Origin of the sequence: Kitasatospora sp. NPDC048239, assembly GCF_043202015.1 — a bacterium.
In the GTDB taxonomy this organism is placed as follows: domain Bacteria; phylum Actinomycetota; class Actinomycetes; order Streptomycetales; family Streptomycetaceae; genus Kitasatospora.
The window spans coordinates 57,391-75,703 of the sequence record NZ_JBICZP010000002.1 but is presented as its reverse complement, the minus strand read 5'-3'; the positions used below and the strand labels follow the sequence as shown (position 1 = coordinate 75,703).

The window sequence follows — 18,313 nt, the reverse complement described above, 5'->3', positions numbered from 1 at the left end:
CATGGCCAAGCGCACCTACCTCGACCCCCACCAGATGGGCGCCGACAACATCGGCGACGCCGCCCGCCTCTTCCTCCTCGGCGTGCGCATCACCCGCGCCGACAACCGCGGCAAGTCCACCAAACGCCTGGAAAACCGCGCCGACCGCATCCAGCAGGACGCCATCGACCGCTGGAACGCCAAGTACGGCGACGACGAGCAGGACTGACCCAGCGCCGCGCCATGACAGCCGTCCTGGACTGGCGTGACAACGCCCACTTCGACCGCACCAGCGACCGCCCGTGTCGCTGGTGCGGTCGCCCCACCCCCCTGCGCGACGAGCGGTGCAGGCCCGCGCACAAGGTCTGCGCCGAACAGCACCACGAACCGGCCCCCGCCCCGGTTCCGGCGCCGTCGGGGACCGGGGCGGCCCCGGCCGCCAAGCCCCGACCAACACGGAAGGAGAGCCCGTGTCCGCCTGGGATCGCGCCCTTGTGGCAGCCCACCACGCTGCCGAGCGCGGCCTGAACGTCTTCCCCCTGACCGACCACAAGACCCCGGCTATCCCCAGCCCCCACCCGCCCCGCGCGGTCGGCGACTGCAAGGGCGGGTGCGGCAGGCTCGGCCACGGCGTCCACGACGCCACCACCGACCACACCCTCATCCAGCGGATGTTCGAGCGGGCCCGGTGGGCCAGCGGCTACGGCATCGCCTGCGGCCGCGAACCCCACCACCTCATCGGCATCGACCTCGACGTCAAGGACGGCCTCGACGGCGTCGCCGACCTACGCGCCCTCGCCGCCGACCACGGCTTCACCGTGCCGGCCACCGCCACCGTCGCCACCCCCTCCGGGGGCTGGCACCTGTGGCTCACCACCGAGCCCGGAACCCGCCTGCTCAACTCGGTGGGCAAGCAGCGCGACCACTCCCACGGCCTGGACGTGCGCGGCAGCGGCGGCTACCTGGTCGGCCCCGGCAGCACCGGCACCCACGGCGCCTACTACTTCGCCGCAGGCACGGACCCCAACAGCATCGCCCCCGCCCCGCCCGAACTGCTCGCAGCCCTCGCCCCCAAACCCGCCCCCACCGCCGTGCCGGACCCGAACCGGCTCCGGGAGCGGATCCACCACCAGGACGCCTACACCCGGGCCGTCCTAACCCGCGAAGCGGACAAGGTCCGCGCCACCGCGGAAGGCGGGCGGAAGAACCGCCTGTGGGCCAGCAGCGCGGCCGTCGGACGCCTCATCCACACCCGCGCCCTCGATGAGGCCCTGGCCCATGACGCGCTGCTGGACGCCGGACTGGCCACCGGCCTGAAACCCGCCGAATGCGAGTACGCCATCCGACGCGGGTTCAAGGCCGCCGCCACCGCCTCCCGCGCCGCCTGAGAACGGGCCCGCCGCCATGGGAGGCCGGAACAGCGCTTATCCGGCCTCCCATGGCCCCGCCCCGCCCACACACCCCCGGCCCCGCACGGGCCACCTCACCACCCGACCACACACCCGAAGGAGCACACGTGACCGTCCCCGCCCCCCGCCCTGACGGACCGCCCGACAACGTCACCAGCCTGTTCGGCGACGACTGGGACCAGCTGGAGCCCGCGCCCATCGACGCCGACGTGTGGGACAGCCCCGTCCCCCTCGGACAGGCCCGCGCGCTGCCGCCGTTCCCCGTGGACGCCCTGCCCGGCTGGCTCGGTGACATGGTGGCCGCAGCCGCCGAGGAGACGCAGACCCCCGCCGATCTCGGCGGCTGCATGGGCCTGAGCATGCTCTCCACAGCCTGTGGAGGGCGGGCGGTGGTGGCGGTGCGCGGGCGGTGGCGCGAGCCGGTGAACCTGTTCACCGTCATCGCCCTGCCCCCGGGCAACCGCAAGAGCAGCATCGTCGGCGAGATGAGCCGCCCCATGCTCGCCGTCGAGAAGATCCTGAAGGAGAACATCGCCGGGGTCCGAGCCGAGGCCGAGACGACGGCCAAGCTCACCCGGGCCGCCGCCGACAAGGCCACCGCCCGCGCCGCGAACGCCGAGCCCGCCGAACGCGAGCGCCTCACCCGCGAAGCGGTGGAACTGGCGGAGACCGCCGAGGCGGTGAGCGTCCCGGCCGTCCCGCAGCTCATCGCCGACGACGTCACCCCCGAGGGCCTGGCCTCCCTGCTGGCCGAGCAGGGCGGTCGGATGTCCGTCGTCTCCGCCGAGGGCGGCATCTTCGACATCATCGCCGGCCGCTACTCCGGCACCCCCAACCTCGAAGTCTTCCTCAAGGGCCACGCCGGGGACATGCTGCGCGTCAACCGCCAGGGCCGCGACAGCCAGTACCTCGAAGCCCCCGCCCTGACCATGGGCCTGGCCGTGCAGCCGTCCGTGTTCCGCGACATCGCCAAGGCCAAGGGCTTCGAGGGACGCGGCCTGCTCGCCCGCTTCCTCTACTCCATGCCCAAGTCCCTGGTCGGGTTCCGCAACCTCACCCCCGACCTGATCCCCCATCGGGTCGCCGACACCTACGCCAAAACCCTCGCCACCCTCACCCTGGCCATGGCCGACTGGACCGACCCCGCCGTCCTCACCCTCACCCCCGAAGCCGACGCCGCCCTCCTCGCCCAGCAGAAGGCCACCGAGACCCGCCTGAGGCCCGGCGGCCCCCTCGCACACATCGACACCTGGGCGTCCAAGCTCGACGGCGCCGTGTGCCGCATCGCAGGCCTGCTCCACCTCGCCACCCACCCCGGCGACGGCTGGACCCGCCCCATCGCCGCCGACACCCTCACCGCCGCCTGCCGCATCGGCGACTACTTCACCGCCCACGCCCTGGCCGTGTTCGACGCCATGGGATCCGACGCCGCCCTCGGCAAGGCCCGCGCCGTCATGGCCTGGCTCGCAGCGCACCCGAACATGAACCGCATCAGCCGCCGGGAGCTGTTCAACGCCCTGCCCCGCGCCGAGTTCCGCACCGTCGCCGACCTCGACCCCGCCCTCGCCCTGCTCGAAGACCACGGCTGGATCCGCCAGATCGCACCCCCCGCCCGCACCGGACGCGGCGGCCGGCCCCCGTCCCCCCGCTACCAGACCCACCCCACCATCACCCACCCCACCCACTGACCGACCCCGGAAACCCCCCGCAGAACCCGCAGAACCTGCAAAACCCCCGGACACCTCATCTGACCAGCACAAACGCCAAAGCCAGTCGCTACCGCAAAACCTCCGGAAACTCCCGCAGAACCCCACCACCCCGACCCGCCGCCACCGCGGCCGAGGTTTTGCGGGAGTTTCCGGAGGTTTTGCGGAACCCAAACTCGCCAACAAACCCGCAGATCAGAGCCCATGCAAAGGGGTTCTGCAGGTTCTGCGGGTTCTGCGGCGCCATCCCGGCCCCGCCACCGCCCAGGGAGGGCAGCAGTGACCGCAGCGCACCTCAAGGCCCGACTTCTCACCGTCCGGGAAGTCGCGGAAATCCTCGGGACCTGGACGACCAGCGGTGAGCGATTCCCGCGCCGGCTCATCGAAGAGCGCCGGATCACCTTCGTGAAGGTCGGCCGCCTTGTCCGCATCCCGGAGGCCGCCGTCGCCGAGTTCATCGCCGAGAACACCGTCCAGCCCATCCACGTCCGCCGCTCCGCCAGGAACAGGAACGCCGCCTGATGACCGCCAAGAAGAACAGCCGCCGCCGCTTCGGCTCCGTCCGCCAGCTCCCGTCCGGCCGCTGGCAGGTCCGCTACCGCGACCCGTTGACCGGAGAGCTGCGGCCCGACGAGAAGACCTACGCCACCAAGACCGACGCCGAGGTAAGGCTAAGTCAGCTCGAAGCCGACATCACCCGCGACAAGTGGGTCGACCCGGATGCCGGGAAGGTGAACTTCGGGGAGTACGCGACCAAGTGGCTCAAGGAACGCAAGCTGGAGGAGACAACCCGGGAGCGGTACGAGACGGCGCTTCGGCTGCACATCATGCCGGCCCTGGGCCCGAGGTTCCTCGTGGACATCACCCCGGCCCGGGTGCGCACCTGGCGGACCCACCTCCTGGAGTCCGGCGTCGGCGAGCCCACCGTGGTCAAGGCGTACCAGATGCTGCGGGCCATGCTGAACACAGCCGTGGACGACGATGAGCTGATCCGGCGCAATCCGTGCCGGATCAAGGGTGCCGACGCCTACGACGTGCCCGAGCGCCCGGTCCTGTCCGTGGCCGAGGTCTTCGCGGCCGCCGACGCCATCGCGCCCCGGTGGCGGGCGCTGGTCCTGGTGACCGCGTTCACCACGCTGCGGTTCGGCGAGCTGGCCGCACTCCGTCGGCGGGACGTCGACCTGAGCGCCCGGCTTCTGCGGGTCCGCAGGAATCAGGCGGAGCTGTACAGCGGGAAGCTGTACGACAAGGCGCCGAAGAGCCGCGCGGGGTTCCGCCCGGTCGCGTTCCCGGACTCCATCGTGGATGCCCTTCAGCACCACATGGAGCACTTCGCGGGGGCGGAGTCGGACGGCCACATGTTCATCGGGCCGCGCGGCGGCCGGCTGCGCCGGAGCAACTTCCGGGACGACTGGACCGCCGCGAAGGAGGGGGCGGGGATCCCGATGGAGGTGCACTTCCATGATCTCCGCCATACCGGGAACACCATGGCGTCGCAGAGCGGCGCGAGCACCCGGGAACTCATGATCCGCATGGGGCACAGCACCGCGCGGGCCGCGCTGATCTACCAGCACATGACCAGCGACCGTGACCGGGCCGTCGCCGACCGGATGGACGAGATGGTGCAGCGGGAGCTCTCGAAGGAGGTCCCGCCGGAGCGTTCTGGCACGGACGTGGCACGAGGTGACCAGCAGGACTGAACGGCAAAGGCCCAGACCGGAGGGATTCACCCTCTGGCCTGGGCCTTTTCTGCGTTTCGCGCTGTGCCCCAGGCAGGATTCGAACCTGCGACACCGGCTTTAGGAGAGCCGTGCTCTATCCCCTGAGCTACTGAGGCGGGGCCGGCCGGCCTGTTCGGCGACCAGGATGCGGGCGCCGGAGGGGCGTCCGGTCCACAGAGTACCGGATTAGGGGTCGGGCGGGTGGTGAGGCCGCAGGGGCTGATGGGATCATGGTGTACGCAAGGGGGACCGGGCGACGGGCTGTCAGATCACGGTCCAGTAGCCTGGGGCGAACCGGCTTGCCGGTACCGGCCGTTGGGGGGCTCACCCCGGCTCTGGCCTGTCCGCATCAAGCATTCCGCACCAGATTAGACGACGAGGCTCTTCAGCATGACATCAGCCGCCGGGTGGCGTCCGGTCCGCCGGGTACTGGGGCAGGTGTGGGTGCTGCCGGCACTCGCCATGCTCTTCGTCGGGGGGTTCCGCGTCGGGACGCCCGAGTTCTGGCGCGACGAGGTGTCCACCTGGACCGCGGCCACCCGTTCGTTCGGGGACCTGCTGCGGCTGCTGCAGCACGTCGACGCCAGCAACGGCTTCTACTACCTGCTGTTGCACGGGTGGACCGAGGTCTTCGGCGACTCGGTCATCTCGCTGCGGATGCCCTCGGTGCTGGCGATGACGGCCGCCGCGGCCTTCGTGGCCCTGACCGCGGAGCGGCTGTTCGGCGGTCGGGTCGCGGGCATCAGCGCCGGGCTGCTCTTCGCGGTGGTGCCGGAGATCACCCGGTACGCCCAGGAGGCCCGCTCGTACGCACTGGTCACCTGCGGGGTGGCCGGGGCCACCTGGTTCCTTGTGCGCGCACTGGACCGGCCGGGGTGGCAGCGCTGGGCGCCGTACTGCGTGGCCATGGCGGTGGCGGGCGCAGGGCATCTGATCTCGCTCAGCACCGTCGCCGGGCAGGTCGCCGTGGTCCTGCTGCACCTGTGGCGCACCCGGAGCGCGCTGCCGTGGCGGCTGCTCTGGCAGTACCCGCTGGCGGTGGCCGTCGCGGCGCTGCCGGCGATCCCGGTGATGATGCTGGGCAACGAGCAGTCGGGGCGGCAGCTGGGCTGGATCGTCCGGCCGGAGATGAACGAGCTGGTGCATCTCGGCGACTCGCTGTTCGGGGGGGTCGGGGTGTACCACGCCATCACCGTCCTCGCCCTGCTCGCGCTGCTGCTGCCCGGCGGGCGGCTGCCCGCGCTCCAGATGCTGCTGCTGGCGGTGCTGCCGGCGATCGCGGTGTGGGTGGTTTCGCGCAACGGCACCACCTCGTACTTCCTTGAGCGGTACCTGCTGTTCACGGTGCCCGCCTGGGCGGTGCTGGGCGGTGGCGGCATCGGCGCGCTGTACACGCTGGTGACGGCCCCCCGGCGCAGCCGGACGCCGGGGCACGCCAGGGCGGCGGGGGTGCTGCTCACCGTCGGTCTGCTGGTGGTGCCCCTGGTGGAGGCGAAGCCGGCGCTGGTCGCGGTGCGGACGGTCTACGGACACACCTGGGCGCGCGAGCACTTCCAGGCGGCGGCCGATCTGATCGCCGCCGGGTACCGGCCCGGTGACGGGGTGGCTGCTCCCCTCGGCAACCAGAGCTGGTCCATGATCGGCCCGGGTGTCGACTTCTACCTGCCGGACGGCGTCGAGCCGTTCCCGGTGTTCGTGGAGCACAGCGCCGCGCAGGCCGAGGACCTCTTCCCCTCCGCCTGCCCGCAGCCCGCCAACTGCCTGGGGCAGGCGCAGCGGATATGGCTGCTGGTCCTGGGTGACACCGCCGACCCGATGGCCGCCCTGCCCGGGGACCAGTCGCAGGCCCTGCGGGCGCACTACGGCGCCCCCAGCCAGGTCACGGCGCTCGGCGGGGTCACGGTCGCGCTGCTGGACCGCACCGGCTGAGGCGGCTCCTCGCCCGGATGCGGGTACCCGGTCGGCGGGCGATCATTGATCGCGGCGACCAGGGCGCGCTCGGGCGTCCGCGCGTCCGCGGCCGAGGAGGACGAGCCCGTGACCGACCAGCCGTCCGGCCCGCCCTCCGACCCTGACGACGACCACGGCGAGGACCACGGCGAGGGCAGGCACGACGGCGACGGCAAGCACGGCGACGACCACGGCAGCGGCGACAGCGGCGACAGCGGCAGCGGCAGCGGCAGCGGCGAGAAGCCCGGCGGCAGCGATGCGAAGGCCGACGGTGGAGAGGCCGACGACCGGCAGGCCGACGGCGCGAACGGCGGCCCTCCGGTATCCGGCCGGGTCGCCCGGATGCGGGAGCGGTCCAGCAGGCTGACGACGACCGCGCGCGGACTGCCCGAGCAGGTCCCGCTGGTCGGCCGGTCGCTCCGCCAGCTGCTGCGGGTGAACCTGCTGGACTGCGCGACCCGGCTCGCCGCCCAGGCCTTCCTGAGCGCGCTGCCCGCCCTGTTCGTGGTCTCGGTGTTCGCACCCGCGGCGGTGCGCAACGGCGTGGTGCACTCCCTGCGCACCGAGCTGGGGCTGCAGGGCCAGGCCCAGCAGTCGGTACAGGAGCTGCTGACCCCGAGCCATGCGGAGGAGACCACCATCGGGGTCATGAGCGCCGTGGTGACGCTGCTCTCGGCGACGGCGCTGAGCCGGGCGATGCAGCGGGTCTGCGAGCGCTGCTGGGAGCTGCCGAAGGCGGGCACCCGGCTGGCCGCCTGGCGCTGGCTGGTCTGGCTGGTGGTCTGGCTGACCTGCATGGTCTACCAGACCCCGGTACGGGACGGCTTCGGCCAGGGCGTCTGGCTGGGCGTGCCGCTGTCCTTCGTCGGCGGGACGGCGCTGTGGTGGTGGACACAGCACCTGCTGCTGGGGGGCCGGGTGCGCTGGCTGCCGCTGCTCCCGGGCTCAGTGCTCTGCGGGGCGGCGGTGACCGCCCTCGGGGTGGCCTCACGGATCTATCTGCCGCGCGCGATGTCGCACAGCGTCGCCCAGTTCGGGCCCTACGGGGTGATCTTCACCGGCCTCTCCTGGCTGATCGTGACCTTCACCGCGGTGACGCTGGCGATCGCACTGGGCCGGGTGGTGGCGGAGGAGGAGATGATCGCCCACTGGCTGGGCTCGCGGACCGAGCCGGGGGTCTGGGGCGGCGTCCGGATCTGAGGCCCGCTGCGGGCCGCCGGGGTCCGGATCCAGGCCCGCAAACGGCAGCGGAGTGGGAAGTCGGCCGGGCCGACTCCCCACTCCGCTGCCGTCGGGCGCCCGTCAGAGCGTGCGGGTCAGCCTGGAGAGGATGGACGGCGGGGCCAGGTCGGACTGGAGGACCACCGGGACCTCGATCCGGTTGTCGCCCTCACCGGTGCGCAGGACCCCGACCCGGGTGCCGGCCTTGGCGGTGTGGCCGACCTTCGCCGGGTCCAGGACCAGGGTGGCGGAGACGCCGGGGAAGCCGGCCACGGTCAGGTCCTTGGTGGCGACCACCGGGATCCTGCCGCCGAGGCCGTCGTCCACCTGGCCGACGACGTCGCCCTGCTTGGCCAGGGTCTGGCCGGTTAGCCCGTTCTGGGCGGCCTGGATCTGCTTGGCGCTGACGTTCTGGACCACCTTGAGGATGCTGGGCTCGGCGGTGGTCGCCGGCTGGCCCAGGGTGACGCCCAGGATCAGCCGCTTCACCCCGCCGATCTCCTTGTACGCCGCCCACATCAGGCAGCCGCCGGCCGGGGTGCTGGAGCCGGTCTTGACGCCGATGATGCCGTTCTTCGGGGAGATCAGGGTGTTGGTGTTGGAGATCTTCTGGTTGTTGAAGGTGGTGTCCGGCGTCGAGACGATCTGCCGGAAGATCTCGTCCTGCATGACCTGCTCGGCGAGCTTCAGCTGGTCCTTGGCGGTGCTCTTGGTGTCCGGGCTGAAGCCGGCCGGGTCGGTGTAGACGGTGTTGGGCATCCCGAACCGGACGGCGGTGTCGTTCATCTTCTTCACGAACGCCTCCTCCGAACCTGAGTCCCAGCGGGCCAGCAGCCGGGCCACGTTGTTGGCCGACGGCAGCATCAGCAGCTCCAACGCCTGGTACTGGGTGAGCTGCTGGCCCTCGGTCAGGGTGACCCTGGACTCGTCGACGTTCCCGGACTCCTGGGCGGCCTGCCTGTCGACGGTGATCTTCGGGCCGCTCTCCCCCTTCTTCAGGGGGTGCGCCTGGAGGATCAGGTAGGCGTTCATGACCTTGGTGACGCTGGCGATCGAGGCCGGGGTCTCCGGGCCGGAGCTGCCGAGGCTGCCGACGCCGACCACGCCGGCGGCGGACTGGCCCTTGGCGGGCCAGGCCAGGTCGAGCGGGTCGCCGGTGAAGGTGTAGCCGCCCTGCGCGGTCATCCTGACCTTGGAGTCGGGCAGCGGGCGGAGCAGCTGGGCGGCCACCACGGCGCCGAGCACCACGGCGAGGAAGACGGTCCAGATGGTGATCCGCTTGAGCGCGCGGCGCAGCGGCGAGACCGGGCGGGCGTTGAGGGTCGCCAGCACCTCCATCGCCTCGGAGGTGTTCTCCGGTGCGCGGAGCGGCTCGGGACCGGGCAGCGGTTCGGGGTCGGGCAGCGGCTCGGGCTTCGGCAGCGGCGGTGCGGGCGGCACCCTCGGGCGGTCCGGGTCGGGCAGCGGCTCGGGGGCCGGACCGGGTTCGGGCTTCGGCTTCGGCTTCGGGGCGGGTACGGGCTGCGGCTCGGGCTCGGGGGCCGGTTCGGGCTCGGGCAGCGGCCTCGGTGCCGGGGGCTCCGGCACGGTGCCATCCCCCGGAGCCGGGGCGGTCGCCGGGACGGTCGCCGGGACGGAAGGCGCGGCGGCGGCGAGGGAGCCGGCGGGGCGCGGCTTCTCCAGCTTCTCCGTCCTCCCCGCGCCCTCGGTCTTCTCCGCCTTCTCCGCGCTCTCCGCCTTCTCCGCGCTCTCCGCGCTCTCGGTCTTCTCCGCGCTCTCCGCCGACGCGGGCTGCTCCGCCGCGGGTTCCTCGTCCTGGGCGGGCGCCCCGTCGATCGGCTCCTCGTCCGTCACGGACGCTTCGGCCCGCTGCGTCCGGTCGGTCCGCTCGGACGGCACGACCGGGTCGGCGTCCCCAGCCGTCCGGATGGCGAGACGCGGGTCGCGCCCGGCCGGGCGGTCGGACGCCCCGTCGGCCGGTTCGGCCACCGCCGGACTCCCGACGGCGGTCGCGGACCCGTGCCCGTCAGCAGCGGACCCGCCCTCCGTGGGCGCCGACCTGACGAGCTCGTCGGGCAGCCGCAGCGCCGTGGTCGCGTTGTCGACGGGGAGGCGCAGCATGGTCGTCCGGGTGTCCACATCCCGGACCCGGAGCTGCACCGTACCCCCGCCCTTGGCCCCGGCCGCCGTGCCCTCGGCAGGCTCGTCGGCAGCGGCGGCCGCCGCGGCATCGGTGGCGGCACCGGTCCTCTCCCGGTCCCGCTCCTGCTCCCGCTCGCCGTCCCGCAGCACCCTGTCGGGGGACTCGCCCACGTAACCCAGCCTCCTCAACGCCCGGCGGGGCACCGGCAGACCCGATTTCGGGAAGCCGACGCCCCGCCCCGTGTACCTGTACAGTCTCCGCCACCGACGACGGATCCGGCCGCCCACACCCCGCCCGACCGGCGCTTATTGTCGCCGCGCGGTCGCACCTCGGCCTGTTCACCGGTCAGACGCCGGGCCCGCCACCGCCGGTTCCCTGCCGCGGCCGCAAGGTCACGATTCGGAGGCGTACTCGACAAGCCCGTGTGAGAGGCGTCACGCTGTCATTCATCCACGCGGGGAGGCTTGGATGGGCAAGAGCCGCAGAACTGTTCCCGAGGAACTCTTGCTGCTCGCCTTGGACCCGACCACGGGCACCACGGCGCAGCCGCAGACCCTCGACCTCGGACTCGCCGGGGCCCAGCTCGTCGAGCTGTCCCTGGCCGGACGGATAGTCCCGGAAGGAGACCGGATCGCCGTGGTGCTGCCACGGCCCACCGGCGATCCGACACTGGACCACGCACTGGAGCTGTTGCGCCGACGCGGCAGCCCGGTCCGCGCGGCGCACTGGATCGGCGGGCCCCGGCTGGGGCTGCGGCAGACCTACCTGGCGCACCTGGAGCGCTGCGGCATGGTCACGGCCGTGCCGGGCCAGGTGTGCGGGGTCCTGCCGACGACGCGCTACCAGGCGTCCGATGACTGCACCAACGCCGCGATCAAGCAGCGGCTGGACACCGCCATCCGCACGGGTGTGCCGCCGGACCCGAGGACGGCCGCGCTCGCCGCGCTGGCCCACTCGGTGGGCCTGGGCAAGCACCTGTACCCGGGCAACGAGGGTCGGTCCTCGCGCTCGCGGCTGCGCGATCTGATCAGGTACGACCCGCTGGGCGGGATGGTCGCGCACGCCGTGATGGACGTGCAGAACGGCCTGCCCAGCCAGCAGAACCGTTCACCCCAGAGCGAGGCCGCTCCGACCGGTGCGGGCCGCCCCGGTCCGCGCTCGACGGGCCGCAGCGGATCAGGCGGACGGGTCGCGGTGTCCCGCGTCGGCGTCCGCTGACGAGGCCGGGCGCCGGGCGCCCGGCAGGCGGTGTGCCAAGCGGCGCTCGCCACACCGTTCGCGCCGTCCACCGACAGTGAGCAACCAGCAGGCAGCAAGGGGCGGTCGCCCGCGACGAAAGTCGCCGGCGACCGCCCCTCTGCCGTCCCCGAAGTCACCCGGGCCTCCAGGGCCTCCAGGGCCTCCAGGCCACTCGGAGCCGTCCAGTCCCGTCAGCCCCACCCGGAACCGTGCGGAACCGTTTCGGCGGCGCTCCGGAGCCACTCCGAAGCCGTCCCCAGCCGTGTCCACGCCGTCCCCGCATGTGCCACCCGCACATGCACCCAGCAATCGCACCACTACCGGAGAGAGCCGCAGACCCGCATTACCACCCGGGGGTGTCCGCTGTCTCGCCGAAGCGCTTTTCCGATGATCTGTTCTACTGCGCTCCTGCGATTCCCCGGCGCCGACCTGAGCCAAGGTGTCATGCTGCTCCAAGTCAGGGGGGTTGGTCCCAATTTCCACAGTGTTCCGAGGAATGCCGCTCCAACGATCACCAGAGGTCCGGCCGGAGGTCGACGTGTCCGCGAACATCAATCCCACCGTGCGCCGCAGAAGGCTCGGCGCCGAACTGCGCAAGCTGCGCGAGGGCCTGGGGATGACGGCGGAGGAGGTGGCCGGGCGGCTGATGGTCTCGCAGTCGAAGATCAGCCGACTGGAGAACGGCCGGCGCAGCATCAGCCAGCGCGACGTCCGCGACCTCTGCGACGTCTACAACGTCAACGACGAACAGATGCGCGGCAGTCTGATGGACATGGCCCGGGAGTCCCGCCAGCGCGGCTGGTGGCACGACTTCAACGACATGCCCACCCCGTACAGCGTCTACATCGGCCTGGAGGCGGAGGCCTCCTCGATCCGGGCGTACGAGTCCTCCTTCGTCCCGGGCCTGCTCCAGACCGAGCAGTACGCGCACGCCGTGGTGGTGGGCACCCAGCCGGACACCGACGCGCTCTCCGTCCAGCGCCGGGTCCAGGTGCGGATGAAGCGCCAGGACCGCGTCCACGGCGAGAACCAGCTGGGCAGTCTCTGGACCGTCATAGACGAGGCGGTGCTGCGCCGCGAGGTCGGCAGCCGGGAGGTGATGGCCGATCAGCTCAAGCACATGCTGGAGCTGAGCCAGCGGCCGAACATCACCATCCAGGTGATCCCGTTCTCGCACGGCGCCCACCCCGGAATGACCGGGACATTCTCCCTGCTGGAGTTCCCCGAGTCAGCCGATTCCACGGTTGTCTACTTCGAAGGGGTGACGAGCGATCTCTACCTGGAGAAGGAGGCCGACGTGCGCCGCTATACCAGTCTCTACGACCACCTGCGGGCAGCGGCTCTGGGGGTCGCGGAGAGCCGGTCACTGATAGCGACGATTGAAGAGGGATACCACGAATGAGCACCACCTTCGAGAACGGGACGGTCTGGCGGAAGAGCAGTCACAGCGGCGGCAACGGCGCCTGTGTGGAGATCACCGCGCCGGATGCGGGCGCAGTGGCGGTGCGGGACTCCAAGGACCCGCAGGGCCCACGGCTGCACTTCTCCTCCGAAGCCTGGAACGCGTTCGCCGCCGCCGCCGGATCCGGTGCGTTCGGCGGGTTCTGACCCTGCGGGTTCCACCCGGGCCGCCCGATCTCGGCCCAGTTGCCCGTAGCGGGGTCCGCCGTCCTCCCGGCGGCAGGCCCCGCTACGGGCAACTGCGTGTCCGGGGGCTTCTGCTCCGATATTCCTGCTCCTGCTCAGCAGCCGGGCGTCAGCGCAGCACCGGGTACCGCGTGGACCAGGCAAGGCCCTCCGGGGTTTCCAGGCTGTGCAGTTCGGGCCCGTGCATCAGCTCCAGGACGAAGTCGTCGGCCAGCTCCAGGATCGCCCCGCGCCCCTCCAGGCCGGCCACCAGGCCGGGCGGCAGCGCGGTGTCCCCGTGCAGCACCCCGAGCAGGTTGCCGCAGATCGCGCCGGTGGAGTCGCTGTCCCCGGAGTGGTTCACCGCCAGCAGCAGTCCCGAGCGCACGTCGTGGGCGACCAGCGCGCAGTAGACCCCGATCGCCAGCGCCTCCTCGGCGACCCAGCCCTCCCCCAGCGCCTCGACCCGCTCGGCCGACGGCTCCCCGGCCCGGACCGCGTCCAGCGCCCCGCGCAGCGCGGCGGTGGTCTCCTCGTGCGCCGGCCGCTCGGAGAGCAGCGCCAGCGCCAGGTGGACGCCCTCCTCCAGGGTGCCGCCGCGGGCCGCGGTCTGGACGATCACCGCGAGCGCCCCGGCCGAGAGGTACCCGCTGGGGTGGCCGTGGGTCAGCACCGAGCACTCCACCGCCAGCTGGAACACCAGGCCCGGCTCCCAGGTGGTGAGCAGTCCGAACGGCGCCGCCCGCATCACCGTGCCGCAGCCCTTGGAGTGCGGGTTCTTGGGCGCCTCCAGGGTGCCCAGCCGGTCCGCCTCCGGACCGGAGAGGCCGGACAGGCAGGCCTGGCCCGGGGCGCGCTGCGCGTACAGCCACTCCTCGCGGCCGAGCCAGCCGAGGTCGGCCCGCCGCTCGTCCGGACCCCAGTCGCGCTGGGTGGCGGCCCATCGCAGGTAGGCGAGGTGGATGTCGGTGGGCGGGTGCCAACTGCCGGTGTCCCGGCGGATGTGGGCGCGGATCAGGCCGTCCAGCGTGAACAGCACCATCTGGGTGTCGTCGGTGACCGCACCGAGCCGGCCGTACGCGGGAACGTAGCCGGTGACGCCGTGCGGCCCGTGCAGCGCCCGGATCTTCTCCAGCGACTCGAACTCGACGCCGGCGCCGAGCGCATCGCCGATCGCACCGCCGATCAGGCAGCCCCGCACCCGGCTGCGGAAGTCCTGCTGCTGGGCGCGTGACCACAGTGGCATCACGACGGGGCGCCTTTCGTCCGGGGATCGGGCCGCGCGACGCTCGGCCGGTCGCGCGCCATCGCACTGTATTCGAATGCCCGAACAAGTCGAGGGGTTCCCTCGCTCACCAGCACTTCAACATCTTGTTGCTGCGGCGCCACCCGGCGGACACGAACCACCACCCGGGGCTCCCTAGCGTCCGGCCATGACCATCTCCCACACCCGTCCGACCACCGTGCTGGCCCTCACCGGCGCACTCGTCCTCGGCACCCCGGCGCTCGCCCTCGCCGCCCCGGCCGCCCCCGCGGCCGCCGCGGCGGCGAAGCAGTCCGCGCACGCCATCCCGTTCACCGCCGCCACCGCCACCCAGCAGGCCGACGGCGGTTTCACCCTCGCCTGGACCGCGCCCGGCACCCTGGGAGTCACCGTCTACGCCGGCACCGACCCGGAGGACATCCGCCACCGCAAGCCGGTCGCCCGGGGCGCCGGCAGTGCCACCGTGACCGTCACCGGCCTGGCCGCCGCCGACCGCTGGTACTTCGAGCTCGTCCCGGACCGCGGCGAGTCGCTCGTCGTCGCCGACCGCTCGCTGCACCTGGCGTCCGCCCCCAACTTCCGCGACGCCGGCGGCTACCGCACCACCGACGGCCACTGGGTGCGGATCGGCGTGGTCTACCGCTCCGGCGACCTCTCCAAGCTCACCGACGAGGACCTCGCCAAGCTGCGCCGCCTCGGCATCCGGACCGTGTTCGACCTGCGGACGCCCGGCGAGCAGAAGACCGCCCCGGACCGCGTCCCGACCGGCGCCACCGTCGTCGACGCCAACGTGCTGGGCGTCTCCGACACCGGTGCCTTCAACGTCACCACCCCGCAGGCCGCCGTCCAGGCGATGGTCGACGCCGAGCGCACCATGGTCTCCGCCGACAGCGCCAAGGGCGCCTACCACGCGCTGCTGAACTCCGTGGTGGAGCGCGACGACGAGAACGTCCTGTTCCACTGCACCGCCGGCAAGGACCGCACCGGCTGGGCCTCCGCCGCGCTGCTCACCGCGCTGGGCGTGCCGCGCGAGAGCGTCGAGGCCGACTACCTGGCCAGCAACACCTACCGGGCCGCCGAGATCGCCGCCACCCTGGCCAAGCTGCCCCCGGCCTACCAGGCCGTCTACAAGCCGCTGTTGGACGTCCGCCCGGAGTACCTGAACGCCGGCTTCGACGAGGTCCAGCGGAGCTTCGGCTCCTTCGACGCCTACCTGAAGTCCGGCCTCGGCCTGGACGGGCGCGACCTGCGCGACCTGCGCAGCCAGCTGCTGGTCGGCTAGGGCGTGCCGATGGGCGGTCCGCTCCCCAGGGGATACGGACCGCCCGGCGATCGGGCGGGCGGCCGGGTCAGTCCGCCAGGGGCAGCAGCTCCGGCAGGTGCCCGTCCGAGGCGAGCACGGCGGCGAGGCGCTCGGCGGACACCTCGCCGTAGGTGGTGGTGCGCTGGCGGTGCGGGCGGCCGGCCGCCTCGGCGATCGCCTGGAGGTCGCGCACCGACTTGTAGCTCCCGTACGCCGACCCGGCCATCCGCGAGATGGTCTCCTCCATCAGCGTGCCGCCCAGGTCGTTGGCGCCGGAGCGGAGCATCTCGGCCGCGCCCTCGGCGCCCAGCTTCACCCAGCTGGTCTGGATGTTGGGGATGTGCGGGTGCAGCAGGAGCCGCGCCATCGCGACCACCGCCCGGTTGTCCCGGGCGGTCGGGCCGGGCCGGGCGATCCCCGCGAGGTAGACCGGCGCGTTGGTGTGGATGAACGGCAGCGTCACGAACTCGGTGAACCCGCCGGTGCGCTGCTGGATCTCCGTGAGCAGCCGCAGGTGCGCCAGCCAGTGCGCCGGGGTGTCCACGTGCCCGTACATCATCGTGGAGGAGGAGCGGATGCCCAGCTCGTGCGCGGTGGTGACGACCTCCACCCAGGTCGCGGCGGGCAGCTTGCCCTTGGTCAGCACCCAGCGGACGTCGTCGTCCAGGATCTCGGCCGCCGTCCCGGGGATGGTGTCCAGGCCTGCCTCCCTGGCCTGCTGGAGCCAGTCGCGGATGGACAGCCCGGTGCGGGTCGCGCCGTTGACCACCTCCATCGGCGAGAAGGCGTGCACGTGGATGCCGGGCACCCGCTCCTTCACCGCGCGGGCGATGTCGAAGTAGGCGTGCCCGGGCAGGTCCGGGTGGATGCCGCCCTGCATGCAGACCTCGGTGGCGCCGACCTCCCACGCCTGCGCGGCCCGGTCGGCGACCTGCTCCAGCGAGAGGGTGTAGGCGTCCGCGTCGGTACGGCGCTGGGCGAAGGCGCAGAACCGGCAGCCGGTGTAGCAGACGTTGGTGAAGTTGATGTTCCGGGTGACGCAGTAGGTGACGTCCTCGCCGACCGCGTCGCGCCGGACGTCGTCGGCGATCCGGCAGAGCGCGTCCAGCGCCGGGCCGTCCGCGTGGAAGAGCGCGAGCGCCTGGTCGTCCGTCAGCCTGGTCGGGTCCTCGGCGGCCACCGCGAGGGCCCCGCGCAGATCGCCCGCCAACCGCTCGGGGGCGCCCTTGGCGAGGACCTGCTCGCGCAGCACCTCCCAGTCCCCGTAGACGTCCTCGAAGTCGGCCCGGCGGTCCCCGGTGCGGCCCTCGGTGTCGATGGTGGCGTGCAGGTCGGTCCGCCCGTACGAGGCGGGCAGGTCCTCGGGCTCCTGCCACGGGCGGCCGGTGACCACGGCGTCCGGGCGGGCCAGGCCGGTCTGCGGATCGCTGAGCGCCCGGACGTGCGGCAGCACCCGCGGGTCCAGCCAGGGCTCGCCGTGCCGGACGTACTCCGGATAGACCGCGAGGCGCTCGCGCAGCTCGAAGCCGGCCGCCGCCGACCGCTCGGCCAGCCGCTCGATCTGCGGCCAGGGGCGCTCCGGGTTCACATGGTCGGGCGTCAGCGGCGAGACGCCGCCCCAGTCGTCGATGCCGGCGCCGATCAGCCGCTCGTACTCCCCGTCGACCAGGTTCGGCGGGGCCTGCAGACAGGCCGTCGGGCCCATGATGTGCCGGGCCACCGCGACGGTCGCGACCAGCTCGTCCAGCTCGGCGTCCGGCATGCCGCGCATCGCCGTGTCCGGCTTGGCGCGGAAGTTCTGCAGGATCAGCTCCTGGATGCCGTGGTAGGCCCGGGAGACCTTGCGCAGGGCGAACAGCGACTCGGCGCGCTCCTGGTACGTCTCGCCGATACCGATCAGCAGCCCGCTGGTGAAGGGGACGGAGCTGCGCCCGGCGTCCTCCAGCACCCGCAGCCGGACGGCCGGCTCCTTGTCGGGCGACCCGTGGTGCGGGCCGCCTGGCTCACTCCACAGCCGGGTGGCGGTGGTCTCCAGCATCATGCCCATCGAGGCGGAGACCGGCTTGAGCCGCTGGAAGTCCGTCCAGCTCAGCACCCCGGGGTTGAGGTGCGGTAGCAGCCCGGTCTCCTCCAGGATGCGGATGGACATCGCCCGGACGTAGGCGATGGTGTCGTCGTAGCCGTGCGCGTCCAGCCACTCGCGGGCCTCGGGCCAGCGGTCCTCGGGCTTGTCGCCGAGCGTGATCAGGGCCTCCTTGCAGCCCAGCTCGGCGCCCCGGCGGGCCACCTCAAGCACCTCGTCCGGCGACATGAACATCCCGTGGCCGGCCCGGCGCAGCTTGCCGGGGACGGTGACGAAGGTGCAGTAGTGGCACTTGTCGCGGCAGAGCCGGGTGAGCGGGATGAACACGCTCTTGGAGTAGGTGATGACGCCGGGCCGACCGGCCTGCGCCAGACCCGCGTCGCGCACCCGGGCGGCGCTCGAACAGAGGTCTCCCAGGTCCGCCCCTCTGGCCTGGAGCAGGACCGCCGCCTCGGTCACGTCCAGCGCGACACCGTCCCGGGCACGGCGCAGGGCGCGCCGCATCGCGTTCGCGGTCGGGGTGTTCATTGCGTCCATGGCGCGACCCTACGCCAGTTCTCGTACGTCCGGAGGAGCGAACCCTGAGGAGGTATCAGGGTCGGATGCGACGGGAGACCGACCCCGATCTGGCCCTGCAGGGCGATGACTCCGGCGGCCCGCGGCCGTGTA

Annotated in this window: 14 protein-coding genes and 1 tRNA gene; 11 read left to right on the top strand and 4 right to left on the bottom strand. The window is 72.6% G+C overall.

The window, feature by feature from the left end; translation table 11 throughout:
- Position 1 precedes the first annotated feature (1 nt).
- The 5 genes from ACGFZP_RS04350 (at position 2) to ACGFZP_RS04330 (ending at position 4,794) form a co-directional block, all read left to right on the top strand.
- A complete protein-coding gene (locus ACGFZP_RS04350; RefSeq protein WP_392928462.1) occupies positions 2-208 on the top strand; it encodes a hypothetical protein in 207 nt (68 codons plus the stop codon).
- 241 nt (positions 209-449) lie between these two features.
- Complete coding sequence (locus ACGFZP_RS04345) at positions 450-1,367, top strand: bifunctional DNA primase/polymerase (protein ID WP_392928460.1); 918 nt, start codon at positions 450-452, stop codon at positions 1,365-1,367.
- A 128-nt stretch (positions 1,368-1,495) separates the two neighbouring features.
- The gene (locus ACGFZP_RS04340) at positions 1,496-3,076 is read left to right on the top strand and encodes a YfjI family protein (protein ID WP_392928458.1); all 1,581 of its coding nucleotides are present in this window, start codon (positions 1,496-1,498) and stop codon (positions 3,074-3,076) included.
- Between the two features lie 297 nt (positions 3,077-3,373).
- Entirely contained in the window at positions 3,374-3,616 is a 243-nt protein-coding gene (locus ACGFZP_RS04335; RefSeq protein WP_392928456.1) for an excisionase family DNA-binding protein, read from the top strand.
- Positions 3,616-4,794, top strand: a complete 1,179-nt coding sequence (locus ACGFZP_RS04330; RefSeq protein ID WP_392928455.1) for a tyrosine-type recombinase/integrase — start codon at positions 3,616-3,618, stop codon at positions 4,792-4,794. Before ACGFZP_RS04335 ends, ACGFZP_RS04330 begins: the two co-directional genes overlap by 1 nt.
- A 64-nt stretch (positions 4,795-4,858) precedes the next feature.
- Here ACGFZP_RS04330 and ACGFZP_RS04325 read toward each other — a convergent pair.
- Positions 4,859-4,931, bottom strand: a tRNA-Arg gene (locus ACGFZP_RS04325).
- A gap of 274 nt (positions 4,932-5,205) precedes the next feature.
- Here ACGFZP_RS04325 and ACGFZP_RS04320 point away from each other — a divergent pair.
- Positions 5,206-6,744 carry a glycosyltransferase family 39 protein gene (locus ACGFZP_RS04320; RefSeq protein ID WP_392928453.1) on the top strand — a complete coding sequence of 513 codons (1,539 nt, stop codon included), beginning with the start codon at positions 5,206-5,208 and terminating at the stop codon, positions 6,742-6,744.
- Positions 6,745-6,852: 108 nt separating this feature from the next.
- A complete protein-coding gene (locus ACGFZP_RS04315) occupies positions 6,853-7,965 on the top strand; it encodes a YhjD/YihY/BrkB family envelope integrity protein (protein ID WP_392928451.1) in 1,113 nt (370 codons plus the stop codon).
- 102 nt (positions 7,966-8,067) lie between these two features.
- Here the strand turns inward: ACGFZP_RS04315 and ACGFZP_RS04310 are convergent, their stop codons facing one another.
- Entirely contained in the window at positions 8,068-10,299 is a 2,232-nt protein-coding gene (locus tag ACGFZP_RS04310; RefSeq protein WP_392928450.1) for a D-alanyl-D-alanine carboxypeptidase, read from the bottom strand.
- A gap of 298 nt (positions 10,300-10,597) precedes the next feature.
- Between ACGFZP_RS04310 and ACGFZP_RS04305 the strand changes: the two genes are divergently transcribed.
- From ACGFZP_RS04305 to ACGFZP_RS04295, 3 genes are all read left to right on the top strand, one after another.
- Positions 10,598-11,347, top strand: a complete 750-nt coding sequence (locus ACGFZP_RS04305; RefSeq protein ID WP_392928447.1) for a GPP34 family phosphoprotein — start codon at positions 10,598-10,600, stop codon at positions 11,345-11,347.
- Positions 11,348-11,906: 559 nt separating this feature from the next.
- On the top strand, positions 11,907-12,770 hold the full coding sequence (locus tag ACGFZP_RS04300) for a helix-turn-helix domain-containing protein (protein WP_387942049.1): 864 nt from the start codon (positions 11,907-11,909) through the stop codon (positions 12,768-12,770).
- On the top strand, positions 12,767-12,976 hold the full coding sequence (locus tag ACGFZP_RS04295; protein WP_392928445.1) for a DUF397 domain-containing protein: 210 nt from the start codon (positions 12,767-12,769) through the stop codon (positions 12,974-12,976). Before ACGFZP_RS04300 ends, ACGFZP_RS04295 begins: the two co-directional genes overlap by 4 nt.
- A gap of 148 nt (positions 12,977-13,124) precedes the next feature.
- Here the strand turns inward: ACGFZP_RS04295 and ACGFZP_RS04290 are convergent, their stop codons facing one another.
- On the bottom strand, positions 13,125-14,240 hold the full coding sequence (locus tag ACGFZP_RS04290) for an ADP-ribosylglycohydrolase family protein (RefSeq protein ID WP_392928443.1): 1,116 nt from the start codon (positions 14,238-14,240) through the stop codon (positions 13,125-13,127).
- Positions 14,241-14,427: 187 nt separating this feature from the next.
- On the opposite strand from ACGFZP_RS04290, the gene ACGFZP_RS04285 reads away from it, so the two are divergent.
- A complete protein-coding gene (locus ACGFZP_RS04285; protein ID WP_392928441.1) occupies positions 14,428-15,540 on the top strand; it encodes a tyrosine-protein phosphatase in 1,113 nt (370 codons plus the stop codon).
- A 67-nt stretch (positions 15,541-15,607) separates the two neighbouring features.
- Here the strand turns inward: ACGFZP_RS04285 and ACGFZP_RS04280 are convergent, their stop codons facing one another.
- Positions 15,608-18,181 carry a bifunctional FO biosynthesis protein CofGH gene (locus ACGFZP_RS04280; RefSeq protein WP_392928439.1) on the bottom strand — a complete coding sequence of 858 codons (2,574 nt, stop codon included), beginning with the start codon at positions 18,179-18,181 and terminating at the stop codon, positions 15,608-15,610.
- Positions 18,182-18,313 lie beyond the last annotated feature (132 nt).

Bases quoted from the DNA above. Each gene is read 5' to 3' on its own strand.
- ACGFZP_RS04295 (WP_392928445.1), top strand. From the start codon at position 12,767: ATGAGCACCACCTTCGAGAACGGGACGGTCTGGCGGAAGAGCAGTCAC.
- ACGFZP_RS04350 (WP_392928462.1), top strand. From the start codon at position 2: ATGGCCAAGCGCACCTACCTCGACCCCCACCAGATGGGCGCCGACAAC.
- ACGFZP_RS04330 (WP_392928455.1), top strand. From the start codon at position 3,616: ATGACCGCCAAGAAGAACAGCCGCCGCCGCTTCGGCTCCGTCCGCCAG.
- ACGFZP_RS04280 (WP_392928439.1), bottom strand. From the start codon at position 18,181: ATGGACGCAATGAACACCCCGACCGCGAACGCGATGCGGCGCGCCCTG.
- ACGFZP_RS04320 (WP_392928453.1), top strand. From the start codon at position 5,206: ATGACATCAGCCGCCGGGTGGCGTCCGGTCCGCCGGGTACTGGGGCAG.
- ACGFZP_RS04305 (WP_392928447.1), top strand. From the start codon at position 10,598: ATGGGCAAGAGCCGCAGAACTGTTCCCGAGGAACTCTTGCTGCTCGCC.
- ACGFZP_RS04285 (WP_392928441.1), top strand. From the start codon at position 14,428: ATGACCATCTCCCACACCCGTCCGACCACCGTGCTGGCCCTCACCGGC.
- ACGFZP_RS04290 (WP_392928443.1), bottom strand. From the start codon at position 14,240: ATGCCACTGTGGTCACGCGCCCAGCAGCAGGACTTCCGCAGCCGGGTG.